This window comes from Streptomyces sp. NPDC058685, from assembly GCF_042714725.1.
Lineage (GTDB): Bacteria > Actinomycetota > Actinomycetes > Streptomycetales > Streptomycetaceae > Streptomyces.
In genome coordinates, this window is record NZ_JBHXSL010000009.1 from 19,128 (window position 1) to 31,664 (window position 12,537).

General features: G+C 68.8%; 12 protein-coding genes. 5 read left to right on the top strand and 7 right to left on the bottom strand.

What is annotated here, in order from left to right; translation table 11 throughout:
* Positions 1-88: 88 nt before the first annotated feature.
* The 4 genes from ACFWU3_RS10880 to ACFWU3_RS10895 form a co-directional block, all read right to left on the bottom strand.
* A complete protein-coding gene (locus ACFWU3_RS10880) occupies positions 89-664 on the bottom strand; it encodes a TerD family protein (protein ID WP_340472934.1) in 576 nt (191 codons plus the stop codon).
* Between the two features lie 88 nt (positions 665-752).
* A complete protein-coding gene (locus ACFWU3_RS10885; RefSeq protein WP_384434362.1) occupies positions 753-1,328 on the bottom strand; it encodes a TerD family protein in 576 nt (191 codons plus the stop codon).
* A gap of 153 nt (positions 1,329-1,481) precedes the next feature.
* Positions 1,482-1,940 carry a peroxiredoxin gene (locus ACFWU3_RS10890; RefSeq protein ID WP_384434365.1) on the bottom strand — a complete coding sequence of 153 codons (459 nt, stop codon included), beginning with the start codon at positions 1,938-1,940 and terminating at the stop codon, positions 1,482-1,484.
* Positions 1,941-2,099: 159 nt separating this feature from the next.
* Complete coding sequence (locus tag ACFWU3_RS10895; protein ID WP_313946516.1) at positions 2,100-2,537, bottom strand: DUF3052 domain-containing protein; 438 nt, start codon at positions 2,535-2,537, stop codon at positions 2,100-2,102.
* 484 nt (positions 2,538-3,021) lie between these two features.
* Between ACFWU3_RS10895 and aceE the strand changes: the two genes are divergently transcribed.
* A complete protein-coding gene (gene aceE, locus ACFWU3_RS10900) occupies positions 3,022-5,769 on the top strand; it encodes a pyruvate dehydrogenase (acetyl-transferring), homodimeric type (RefSeq protein WP_384434368.1) in 2,748 nt (915 codons plus the stop codon).
* 79 nt (positions 5,770-5,848) lie between these two features.
* Positions 5,849-6,706, top strand: coding sequence for a potassium channel family protein (locus tag ACFWU3_RS10905; protein ID WP_384434371.1), 858 nt, complete (start codon positions 5,849-5,851; stop codon positions 6,704-6,706).
* On the opposite strand, the gene ACFWU3_RS10910 is transcribed toward ACFWU3_RS10905, so the two are convergent.
* The 3 genes from ACFWU3_RS10910 to ACFWU3_RS10920 form a co-directional block, all read right to left on the bottom strand.
* Positions 6,707-7,015, bottom strand: coding sequence for a small hydrophobic protein (locus ACFWU3_RS10910; protein ID WP_327684432.1), 309 nt, complete (start codon positions 7,013-7,015; stop codon positions 6,707-6,709).
* 51 nt (positions 7,016-7,066) lie between these two features.
* A complete protein-coding gene (locus ACFWU3_RS10915) occupies positions 7,067-7,435 on the bottom strand; it encodes a peptidase inhibitor family I36 protein (RefSeq protein ID WP_384434374.1) in 369 nt (122 codons plus the stop codon).
* Positions 7,436-7,682: 247 nt separating this feature from the next.
* Positions 7,683-9,290 carry an MFS transporter gene (locus ACFWU3_RS10920; RefSeq protein WP_384434377.1) on the bottom strand — a complete coding sequence of 536 codons (1,608 nt, stop codon included), beginning with the start codon at positions 9,288-9,290 and terminating at the stop codon, positions 7,683-7,685.
* 118 nt (positions 9,291-9,408) lie between these two features.
* Between ACFWU3_RS10920 and ACFWU3_RS10925 the strand changes: the two genes are divergently transcribed.
* From ACFWU3_RS10925 to ACFWU3_RS10935, 3 genes are all read left to right on the top strand, one after another.
* Complete coding sequence (locus tag ACFWU3_RS10925) at positions 9,409-10,086, top strand: TetR/AcrR family transcriptional regulator (protein WP_384434380.1); 678 nt, start codon at positions 9,409-9,411, stop codon at positions 10,084-10,086.
* Positions 10,087-10,292: 206 nt separating this feature from the next.
* Positions 10,293-11,504, top strand: a complete 1,212-nt coding sequence (locus ACFWU3_RS10930) for an alpha/beta hydrolase (RefSeq protein WP_384434383.1) — start codon at positions 10,293-10,295, stop codon at positions 11,502-11,504.
* Positions 11,505-11,579: 75 nt separating this feature from the next.
* Entirely contained in the window at positions 11,580-12,446 is an 867-nt protein-coding gene (locus tag ACFWU3_RS10935) for a DUF4429 domain-containing protein (protein WP_384434386.1), read from the top strand.
* The last annotated feature ends 91 nt before the right edge of the window (positions 12,447-12,537 follow it).

Here is a 12,537-nt window from a genome sequence, read left to right on the forward strand (position 1 = left end):
CAATCGTGTAATGGGGGTTCCCCCGGGCGAACCTTGGGGGAGGTCTCCCACGCACCAAGGACAGGCTTTACCTGCTCCGTGCGCAGCTTTACGAAACGTTGACCCCGAAGTCTAGAGCGATGCCCCTCAGACCCGACGCGTACCCCTGCCCTACGGCCCGGAACTTCCACTCGCCGCCGTACCGGTACAGCTCGCCGAAGATCATCGCGGTCTCCGTGGACGCGTCCTCGCTGAGGTCGTAGCGCGCCAGCTCCTGGCCGTCGGCCTGGTTGACCACCCGGATGAAGGCGTTGCTGACCTGCCCGAAGGTCTGGCCGCGGTTCTCGGCCTCATGGATCGAGACCGGGAAGATGATCTTGTCGACGTTGGCCGGCACCTGGGGAAGGTTCACCAGCAGCGACTCGTCGTCGCCCTCGCCCTCACCCGTGAGGTTGTCACCGGTGTGCTCGACGGAGCCGTCGGGGCTCGTGAGGTTGTTGTAGAAGATGAAGTACTCGTCGCCCAGAACGCGTCCGCCGTTGCAGAGCAGCGCGCTCGCATCGAGGTCGAAGTCGGCTCCCGTGGTGGAGCGCGCGTCCCAACCGAGCCCCACCAGCACCTGCGTGAGATTCGGTGCGGCCTTGGAGAGGGAGACATTGCCTCCCTTGGCGAGCGTGACGCCCATGATCCTGGTCCTCCCCAGCTGACGATGTGGTGCAAGGCGCGTCCGGCGCCGCACTTCTCAGTGCGGCGCCGGACGGAATGCGGCCTGCTCAGACGTTGACGCCGAAGTCCTGCGCGATGCCGCGCAGGCCCGAGGCGTAGCCCTGGCCGATGGCACGGAACTTCCACTCCGCGCCGTTGCGGTACAGCTCGCCGAAGACCATCGCGGTCTCCGTCGACGCGTCCTCGCTCAGGTCGTACCGGGCGAGCTCGGTGTTGTCCGCCTGGTTGACCACGCGGATGAACGCGTTGCGCACCTGGCCGAAGGACTGCTGACGGCTCTCGGCCTCGTAGATCGAGACCGGGAACACGATCTTGTCGACGTCGGCCGGGACCGAGGCGAGGTTGACCTTGATCTGCTCGTCGTCGCCCTCGCCCTCACCGGTGAGGTTGTCACCGGTGTGCTCCACGGAGCCGTCGGGGCTCTTCAGGTTGTTGAAGAAGACGAAGTTCGAATCATTGGCGACCTTGCCCTCGGTGTTGGTCAGCAGGGCGCTGGCGTCGAGGTCGAAGTCGCCACCGGTGGTGGTTCGAGCGTCCCAGCCCAGACCGACGATGACCGCCGTCAGGTTGGGTGCGGCCTTGGTCAGCGAGACGTTGCCGCCCTTGCTGAGGCTGACTCCCACGAGTCCCTCCATTGGGTATCAGGGGCAGCGCCCCCGTCGTGCGTTGGTGTCGGATCAACGAGTGGATCCTAGTGACCGGTTCCCGCGCAAAACAGACTTTCGCGCGGTCGGTCGCCGGGTGTATCCGTGTGTGGCCGGGTGGAGTCGCGCTTGTCAGAGGGTTCGCAGCGCCTTGACGTACTCGTTCAGGTCGCGGGCGTCCGGAAGGCCGTTGACGACGGTCCAGCGGACGACACCCTCCTTGTCGATGATGAAGGTGCCGCGCACGGCGCACCCCTTCTCCTCGTCGAAGACGCCGTAGGCGCGCGAGACCTCACCGTGCGGCCAGAAGTCCGACAGCAGGGGGTACTCCAGACCCTCCTGCTCACCGAAGACGCGCAGGGTGTGGATGGAGTCGTTGGAGACCGCGAGCAGCTGGGTGTCGTCGTTGACGAACGAGGGCAGTTCGTCGCGCAGCGCGCACAGCTCACCGGTGCACACCCCGGTGAAGGCGAACGGATAGAAGAGGAGCACCACGTTCTTCTCGCCGCGGAATTCGGCGAGCGTCACGGTGCGCCCGTGGTTGTCCTTCAGCTCGAATTCCGGGGCCTCGGTGCCGACCTCGATCGCCATGTCGTGTGGATCCCTTCGGTGAGCCCGTTCGGGTGACGGGTCCACTCACCCTAAGGGCTGTCCCGTGATCCCCGGCGGATCAGCCCTCGCTCACGGCACGGGTACGCAGAAGGCCCCCTCCGACGTGGTCGGAGGGGGCCGGGGCCTGATGCTGGAGGTTCAGCGCTTCGACTTGGCCGCCTTGGGAGTCACCAGCCTGCTGCCGGTCCAGTCCTTGCCGGCACTGATGCTCTTGGTCTGGGAGAGACCCGCGGTCTGGGCGGCTTCGTTGATGTCGCTGGGCTCGACGTAGCCGTCACGGCCGGTCTTGGGAGTCATGAGCCACACGGCACCGCCCTCCTCGATGAGCCCGATGGCGTCCACCAGTGCGTCCGTCAGATCGCCGTCCTCGTCGCGGAACCAGAGGATGACGACGTCGGCGACGTCGTCATAGTCCTCGTCCACGAGTTCCTGGCCGATCACGGACTCAATGGCTTCTCGGAGCTCCATCTCGACGTCGTCGTCGTAGCCGATCTCCTGGACCACCTGTCCGGGCTCGAACCCCAGCCTGGTGGCCGGGTTGGTCCGCTCCTCCGCGTGGTCCGCGGTCGCGCTCACGGCTTGCCTCCTGATCATGTTCGGTAAGTGCTGCAGCCGCGCGCGTACGCGTGGCTTTGGCCGTAGTCCACACGGGCGGGACGGATCGCGCAAGTACCCGGCCGTCCAGACCGCCGAAACGGTGACGTTTGCGCCCGTCTCGACGCAAGCCCGGACACGCTCGGCCCGGGACCGCACCGGACACCCACCCGTTCCGCCATGTTTGCCACCATACGTCCAGTCACTGGGCCATTCGGAACCGAACAGCCAAACGGAACGCTTTGCCGCCTTGAGCGTAAGGTTGCGATTTGACCGGGCCCGAACGGGGCTCCGGACGGGTTCCGACCCTGTTCGGCGGCGAGCTCCGGTCAGGATGTCAGCCAGAGCTGGGGTTACCCCTCAGTAGAGATGACGTTTGCCGCCCCGCGGTCCACGATGGAGGCGGTGCGACACCGCGCAGACATCTTGTGTAGAGGCAGAACTCACCGAACAGCGAAGGAATAGCGTGGCTTCCGGATCAGATCGCAACCCGATCATCATTGGCGGCCTTCCCAGTCAGGTCCCGGACTTCGATCCCGAAGAGACCCAGGAATGGCTGGACTCCCTCGACGCCGCCGTCGACGAGCGGGGCCGGGAGCGCGCCCGCTACCTCATGCTCCGGCTGATCGAGCGGGCCCGCGAGAAGCGCGTGGCCGTGCCCGAGATGCGCAGCACGGACTACGTCAACACGATCGCCACCAAGGACGAGCCGTTCTTCCCGGGCAACGAGGAGATCGAGCGCAAGATCCTCAACGCGACCCGCTGGAACGCCGCGGTGATGGTCTCCCGCGCCCAGCGCCCCGGTATCGGGGTCGGTGGCCACATCGCGACCTTCGCCTCCTCGGCCTCGCTGTACGACGTGGGCTTCAACCACTTCTTCCGCGGCAAGGACGACGGCAAGGGCGGAGACCAGATCTTCTTCCAGGGCCATGCCTCTCCCGGCATCTACGCGCGCGCGTTCATGCTCGACCGGCTGAGCGAGGCGCAGCTCGACGCCTTCCGCCAGGAGAAGTCCAAGGCGCCCAACGGTCTGTCCAGCTACCCGCACCCGCGGCTGATGCCGGACTTCTGGGAGTTCCCGACCGTGTCGATGGGCCTCGGCCCCCTCGGCGCGATCTACCAGGCCCGGATGAACCGCTACATGGAGGCGCGCGGCATCGCCGACACCTCCGACTCGCATGTGTGGGCGTTCCTCGGCGACGGCGAGATGGACGAGCCCGAGTCGCTCGGCCAGCTGTCCATCGCCGCCCGTGAGGGCCTCGACAACCTCACCTTCGTGGTCAACTGCAACCTCCAGCGCCTCGACGGCCCGGTGCGCGGCAACGGCAAGATCATCCAGGAGCTGGAGTCGCAGTTCCGCGGCGCCGGCTGGAACGTCATCAAGCTGGTGTGGGACCGCTCCTGGGACCCGCTGCTCGCCCAGGACCGCGACGGTGTGCTGGTCAACCAGCTCAACACCACGCCGGACGGCCAGTTCCAGACGTACGCCACCGAGACCGGCGCGTACATCCGCGACCACTTCTTCGGTCACGACCACCGGCTGCGCGCCATGGTCGAGAACATGACCGACGACCAGATCCTGCACCTGGGCCGTGGTGGTCACGACCACAAGAAGGTCTACGCGGCCTTCTCGGCGGCCAAGGCGCACAAGGGCCAGCCGACCGTGGTCCTCGCCCAGACCGTCAAGGGCTGGACGCTCGGCCCGAACTTCGAGGGCCGCAACGCGACCCACCAGATGAAGAAGCTGACGGTCGACGACCTCAAGGGCTTCCGCGACCGCCTGCACATCCCGATCACGGACGACCAGCTGGAGAACGGCGCACCGCCGTACTACCACCCGGGCCGTGACTCGGAGGAGATCCAGTACATGCACGACCGGCGACAGGGTCTCGGCGGCTATGTGCCGACCCGTGTCGTGCGGTCGAAGCCGCTGGAGCTCCCGGGCGACAAGACGTACGCGGCTGTGAAGAAGGGTTCCGGCCAGCAGTCCATCGCCACCACCATGGCGTTCGTCCGGCTGCTCAAGGACCTCATGCGGGACAAGGAGATCGGCAAGCGCTTCGTGCTGATCGCGCCCGACGAGTACCGCACCTTCGGTATGGACTCCTTCTTCCCGAGCGCGAAGATCTACAACCCGCTCGGTCAGCAGTACGAGGCGGTGGACCGCGAGCTGCTGCTCGCGTACAAGGAGTCGCCGACCGGTCAGATGCTGCACGACGGCATCTCCGAGGCCGGCTGTACGGCATCGCTGATCGCGGCCGGCTCGGCCTACGCCACCCACGGCGAGCCGCTGATCCCGGTGTACGTCTTCTACTCGATGTTCGGCTTCCAGCGCACCGGCGACCAGTTCTGGCAGATGGCCGACCAGCTGGCGCGCGGCTTCGTCCTCGGCGCCACCGCCGGGCGCACGACGCTGACCGGTGAGGGCCTCCAGCACGCGGACGGCCACTCGCAGCTGCTGGCCTCGACGAACCCGGGCTGTGTCGCGTACGACCCGGCCTTCGGCTTCGAGATCGCCCACATCGTGCGGGACGGTCTGCGGCGGATGTACGGCTCCGACGAGGAGCACCCGCACGGCGAGGACGTCTTCTACTACCTCACCGTCTACAACGAGCCGATCCAGCACCCGGCCGAGCCGGAGAACGTGGACGTCGAGGGCATCCTCAAGGGCATCCACCGCTTCAAGGCCGGCGAGCAGGGCCGGATCCCGGCGCAGATCATGGCGTCCGGTGTGGCCGTGCCGTGGGCGATCGAGGCACAGCGGATTCTCGCGGAGGACTGGGACGTCAAGGCGGACGTCTGGTCGGCGACGTCCTGGAACGAGCTGCGCCGCGAGGCCGTCGAGGTCGAGCGGCACAACCTCCTGCACCCGGAGGAGGAGCAGCGCGTCCCGTACGTCACGCAGAAACTCCAGGGCTCCGAGGGACCGTTCGTGGCCGTGTCGGACTGGATGCGTTCCGTCCCCGACCAGATCTCGCGCTGGGTGCCGGGCACCTACCAGTCGCTGGGCGCCGACGGCTTCGGCTTCGCCGACACCCGTGGCGCGGCCCGCCGGTTCTTCCACATCGACGCCGAGTCGATCGTGCTGGGGGTCCTCACCGAGCTGGCCCGTGAGGGCAAGGTCGACCGCTCGGTGCTGAAGCAGGCCGTGGACCGCTACCAGCTGCTGGATGTCGCGGCGGCCGACCCGGGTCCCGCGGGCGGCGACGCGTAGCAGTCGCAGGGGTGCGGGGCGGCCGGGCTGGATCCGGCCGCCCCTCACTCGTTTCCCGGGCCCGTTCTACGATGCGCGGATGAAGCAGCGAACAGCCCAGGTCCGGTGGGAAGAGCGTATGCAGACGCCCCTGCTGGTGCTCGCCGCCGCGTTCGCGCTCGCGTACGCGGTGCCGATCGTGGCGCCCGGCGCCGACGGCTGGGTGCACACCCTGTGCACGGCCGTCGAGTGGGTGGTGTGGGGCGCGTTCGCCGTCGACTACCTGGTGCGGCTCGCGCTGGCGCCGAGCCGGTGGCTCTTCGTCCGCAGCCATCCGCTCGATCTGCTCGCCGTGGTGCTGCCGCTGCTGCGGCCGCTGCGCCTGCTCCGCGTCGTCTCCACCCTGCTGCTGGTGGGCCGGCGTGCGCGGATGGCGCCGCAGATCACGCTCACGACCTATGTGGCCGGCGCGGTGGTCGGGCTGATGATGTTCGGTTCACTGGCCGTGCTGCACGTCGAACGGGACGCGCCGGACGGGAACATCAAGACGCTGGGCGACGCGGTGTGGTGGTCGTTCACGACCATGACGACGGTCGGCTACGGGGACCACGCGCCGACGACGGGGCTCGGCCGGCTGCTCGCGGTCGGGCTCATGATCTCCGGTATCGCCCTGCTGGGTGTCGTCACGGCGAACATCGCGGCCTGGTTCATCTCCCGATTCGAGCGGGACGACGCGGAGGAGCGCCGGCAGACGGCCCTGCTGGAGGCGCTGACGGCCGAGGTGAAGGCGCTGCGCGCCCAGGTGACCGCGCTGTCGCAGTCCTCGGAGTCATCGGATTCAGGGGCGACAGGGGCGAGCGTGCCGACCGGCACGGCCGGCGAGGGAACGGGCGCGGCCGGGATGGGCTCTGTGCCCACCCCGGCCGGTCCGCCCGACGAGTCCGCGGTGCGAGGCTGATCACCACATCCCGCCGCCGGGAGCCGCGGCTCCCGCCAGCCAGACGATGGCCAGGACGGTGTCGATGGCACCGAGGACCAGCGCGACGAGCGCCGGTATGTGCTGCGTGCCGTTCCAGCTGCGGCCCATGGCGAGCCAGCCGCAGACGACGGCGATCGGGCCGAGGATGATCCCCAGCACGAAGAATCCGGTGATCGCACAGATCAGCCCGATGATTCCCAGTGCCGCGCGGTCCGGCCCGCTCCGCGACCACGTCCGGCCGCGTGAGCGAGGGTGCCTGCGCGATGTGTGTCCGAAGCCCGCCATCATCACTCCCTGAGTTCGACCGATTCGGGGCTACGCAGGCCCGGGTACCCCGGTTCAGCGCTCCCAGACCTTGAACGCCCTGACGCGGTACGGGGACTGGGGCAGCCAGGTGCCCGAACCGGGGTAGGTCTCGAACTCGCCCGTCTCCGCGCACTCCTGGCTCTGATAGGTCGTCACCGGCCGTCCGGTGCGGTTGACCAGGGACTCGGCGGCGGTGCCGGTCGGCAGCGGCACACAGCTGTCGATGTCGAGTCCGGCGAGCTCGTGCGTCTGGCGGGCGCCTTTGAAATCGGCCTTGGCCCAGAGGCAGAGCTGCCCGGCGCCGCAGCTCCCGAGGCGCGGCGGGCCGGCGGCGGTGGCGTGGGCCGGGAGGAGCGCGGTGACGGCCAGGGCGGCCGCGGCGAGCAGTGGTGTCGCACGCATGTCGGTGAACCCCCGTGTGGTGATTGATCGTGTGGTGCGACCACGTGGTGCATGACCGCGCGGTGCATGGCCATGTGATGCATGGCCGCGTGGTGACTGATCACTTGACCGGGAGCCTGGAGCACACGAAGACGCCCGCGGAAGGGGAACGGGCCGAGATCATCCGGATAGGCGACAGCCCCGCCGGAGTCGTCCGGCGGGGCTGTCGGTCACACGAGGTTGACGCCCGTCGAGGGCGGCGACGGCGTCAGATGTGGGCGCCGCCCATACCCGCGTCGGCGTTCGCACCGCGCTTGGTGAGCAGGGCGACGAACACCGCGACGGTCGCGACACCGGCGGCCACCAGGCAGGCGAGGCCCATGCCCGAGATGAAGGTGTCGTGGGCGACACCGACGATCTTCTCGGCCAGCTCGGGCGGTGTTCCCGGAGCGACCGGCGGCACACCCACCTGAACGGCTTCGGACGCCTGGTCCAACTGGGCCGGGCTGAGCGGCGGAAGCTGCGCGTCGGCCCAGTTGCCCGGCAGGTCGTTGTCGACCTTGGACGCCATGACCGCGCCGAGCACCGCCGTGCCGAGGCTGCCGCCGATCTGCATGGCGGCCTGCTGGAGACCGCCGGCGACGCCGGAGAGCTCCATCGGGGCGTTGCCCACGATGACCTCGGTCGCGCCGACCATGACCGGGGCCAGGCCGAGGCCGAGAAGGGCGAACCAGATGGACATCGGCAGGCTGCCGGTGTCGGTGTCGAGGGTCGACATGCCGAACATGGCGACCGCGGTGAGCACCATGCCGCCCGCGAGCGGGACGCGCGGGCCCGTCTTGGTGATCATGGCGCCGGCGAGCGGCGATCCGACGATCATCATGCCGGTCAGGGGCAGCAGGTGGAGTCCGCTGTCGACCGGGCTCATGCCGTGCACGTTCTGGAGGAAGAAGGTGACGAAGAACAGTCCGCCCAGGAAGGCGATGGCCATGAGCACCATCAGGACGGTGCCGGCCGCGAGCGGGACCGAGCGGAACAGCTTCAGCGGGATCAGCGGCTCGGCGACCCGGTTCTCCCAGTAGGCGAAGAACGCGAAGCAGACCACCGAGGCGGCGATGAAGCCCCAGGTCCGGCCGTCGCCCCAGCCCCACGCGGGGGCCTTGATGAGCGCCCAGACCAGGCAGAACATCGCGGTCGACAGCAGCAGGATGCCGAGGATGTCGAAGGACCTCGGGGCGTTCTCGGCGCGGTGGTCCCTGAGGATCAGCACACCGAGGACGAGCGCGATGACGCCGACCGGGACGTTGATGAAGAAGACCGACTGCCAGCTCACGTGCTCGACCAGCAGACCGCCGAGGATCGGGCCGCCCGCGGTGGAGGCGCCGATGACCATGCCCCAGATGCCGATCGCCATGTTCAGCTTCTCGGCGGGGAAGGTGGCGCGCAGCAGTCCGAGCGCCGCGGGCATCAGGAGCGCGCCGAACAGACCCTGGAGCACGCGGAAGGTGACCACCAGGGTGATGCTGTCGGAGAGGCCGATGGCCGCAGAGGCCGCGGCGAAGCCGACGACACCGATGAGGAACGTCTGCCGGTGGCCGAAGCGGTCACCGAGCTTGCCCGCGGTGATCAGCGTCACGGCGAGGGCGAGGAAGTAGCCGTTGGTGATCCACTGCACGTCGGCGAAGGTGGCGCCGAGGTCCTTCTGGATCGCGGGGTTGGCGATCGCGACGATGGTGCCGTCCAGTGCCACCATCATCACGCCGATGGCCACGGCGAACAGCGTCAGCCAGGGGTGGCCGCGGAGCCCCTTGACCTGGGCCGGTATGGGGTCCTGGGGATCCTTCGGCGCCTTTTCGACGGTGGTCTGACTAGTCATGCGTGGGAGGCTAATGTCAGTCGCTGACAGTTGACAAACCAATTCACAAGTCGGTAACTGTCACGTTGCTCACAGGTAGGCTGAGCTGGTCGAAAGCGTCGGAAAGAGGACCCAGGTAGTGACGGCCGAGCCGACCGGACTGCGCGCACGCAAGAAGCAGCTCACCCGTGACGCGCTGGTGCGCGCCGCGCTGGAGCTGTTCACCACGAAGGGGTACGAGCAGACGACCGTCGACGAGATCGCGGACACCGTCGACGTCTCGCAGCGCACCTTCTTCCGGTACTTCACCAGCAAGGAGGAGGTCGCCTTCGCCGTCCAGGAAGTGGTCGAGGCCCACTTCATCGAGGCGGTACGCGAACGGCCCGCGCAGGAAGGCCCGTTCGAGGCGATGCGCAACGCGGTGCTCGACGGCTGGAACACCATCGGCGAGGCGATCGCGGAGATCGTCCCGGTCGAACTGCACATGCGCAGCTATCTCATGATCGAGTCGACTCCCGCACTGCTGGCGGTGCATCTGCGCCGGTCGGCGGACCTGGAGGAGACGATCGCCCAACTGATCGCCGAGCGCGAGGGTCTGGACGTCGACGCCGACCCGCGTCCCCGGGTGGCGGTGGCGGCGCTCAGCGGTGTGATGCGCGTCACGGGACGACTGTGGGGGCAGGGCGAGGACTGGAGCCCGGAAGCGATCCGCAGCCTCACGGCCACCTATCTGGACCGTCTGAAGCCGGCGCTGGCGGACGACTGGCGCACGCAGCGGGCCCCGGAAGCGACGGCACGGAGTGACAGGCCGGAGTGACGAGGCGGACCGGCGCGCGCCGGTGGCGACGGCGCGTGACGAGTCGCAGTCACGCCGCGGGGGGCACGAAGCGGGTCGATGACACGCCGGAGTGCACTCCCCGGCGTGGCTCAAGTCACGGTTCTTCCCCGTAATTACGTTCTGAACACGTGATCTCCCTCACGGTCTTCGCGAGCCACCGCCGGCTTCTCCTAGGGTGTCTCTCAGTGACTTCCTTCGACTCCTCCCCCACCCCCGTCACCGTGCGCGCTTTCCTCGCGCTCACGGTCGTGTTCCTGATGCTGGCGACCACCGGTTGGACGGCCGTACGGCACCAGGGCGGCCCTCGTGACATCTACGAGGCCGAGCTCAGCGGCTGGGGCAAGGCGCGCATAGGAGCAAGGGCCCTGCCCGGCACCGACTCGTCACCGAAGAAGCTCACGGCCTTCTTCGCCTCGCTGCGGGGCGCGGAACGCATGCGGCTCGCCGACGAGTACCCGTACGTGGTCGGCAATCTCAACGGCGCTCCGGTCGCTCTGCGTTATCGGGCGAACCGCAAGGGCCTGGCGCGCGCACTGGAACTCGAACGCAAACGCTTCGCCACCGCCGACCTCACCGCGGACGGCCGGCGCATGGCGACCCGCCGGATCAACCGCTTCGAGTCCCTCATGGACCCCGAGCGGCAGATCCTCGCCTTCGACCCGTCCGGGCCCGGCAAGGTCGCCGAGGTGTTCGGTGATCTGAACCGCGCCGAACGCGTGTCCGTGGTCGTCCCCGGTGTGGACACCAATCTGCTCACCTTCCAGCGGACCGCCCGCAAGTACGCGGCGCCGGTCGGCATGGCCAAGTCGCTCTACGCGGCCGAGCGGGCGGCCTCGCCCCGGGCGCGTACGGCGGTCATCGCCTGGGCCGACTACACGGCCCCGGCGGGGCTCGGCGTCGACTCGGCCATAGGCAGGCTGGCGGAGAGCGGCGCCGTCCGGCTGACGGCGCTGACCGAGGCCCTGCCCGGCCCGGCCCGCGTCGCACTCTTCTGCCACAGCTACGGCTCCGTCGTCTGCGGCGTCGCCGCACGTCAACTGCCCGAGCGCGTCACCGACATCGCGGTGGCCGGCAGCCCGGGCATGCGCGCCGAGAACGCCGCGGCGCTGCACACGCGCGCCCGGGTGTGGGCGATGCGCGACAGCGACGACTGGATCCAGGACGTGCCGCATCTGGCGGTCGGCGGACTGGGGCACGGCGAGGACCCGGTGGCACCGGAGTTCGGCGCGCGGGTGATGTCGGCGGCGGACGCTGTCGGCCACACCGGCTATTTCGAGCCGGGCACGGAGAGCATCACCAACTTCGCGGAGATCGGCGTCGGTTCGTTCGACGGTGTCACCTGTGCGAGCGCCGATGACACATGCCGCAGTGGTATCTACGGCGAAGAAGCGGTCTGACGCGCGTAGAACTTCGTCAACCGGGCTCGGCACCGAGGGAAGACGTGCGGGCGCCCGCCGCCTACGATGAGGCGTATGGGTGACGAACTGGCCGGAATTCAAGCCACGTGGGAGTTCGAGACCGACTCCGTGATCATCCGCTTCGAACGGGGACACCGCGCGCCGAAGCTGTTCCAGACGCTCCGCGAACGCCGCATCCCTCACGAAGCGTTGGCGTCGGTGACACTTTCCCCGGGCAAGCGGGGCACGGTGGTGCTGCATGCGGCACCCAGACCCGGTGCCGATCCTCTGATGGAGGCAGCGGCCGGGCAGTTGAAGGAAGCGTGCGATCCGTACCGCCTGGTGCTGCCGGCCGACCGCGAGACCCTTGCCGAGTACTACGCCGACGAGTTGAGGGCCGTGCTGCCCTCGGACGCCGACCGTCCCGTCGACCGGTACGCCGTGGCCGCGCCCAGCGCGCCCCTGAACTTCAAGGCGTACGACGGCAAAGCCTCCTTCGACGGCTCCCGTGTCGACTTCCGCTGGTCGTGGGCGGGTGCGTCGTCCGCCAAGTGGAAGGCGGGCGACCAGTGTTTCCCGGTCGACGAGCTGAGCGGGGTGGAATGGCGCACGCCCGAGGCCCTCGACGGATATCTGCGGCTCGTCCGGCGCGCGAATCCGCCGGTCGACGACACGGCCCGGCCCGCGCTCGACAAGGACCCGGCCGCGCTGATGTTCGGGCTGAACAAGGGACAGGTGCACGAGTCGCTGCCGTTCGCGGCGGCGGTCCTCGAATCCGTGCAGAACTCCGGCTCGCCGCCCGCGATGGCCATGCAGGCGTGCCGTCGCGACCCGGCGGACATCGCCGAGCGGATCCGGCACCTGGGCGAACTGCATCTGGCGGGTCTGGTGACGGACGAGGAGTTCAGCTCGAAGAAGGCGCAGCTGCTGGCGGAGCTGTGAGCGGGCCGGAGCGGGCGGTGGTGTCATACCGGGGTATGACACCGCGCCCGGCCCCCGGGTATGACGCCCCGGGCCGGCCGGTCTGCCTACG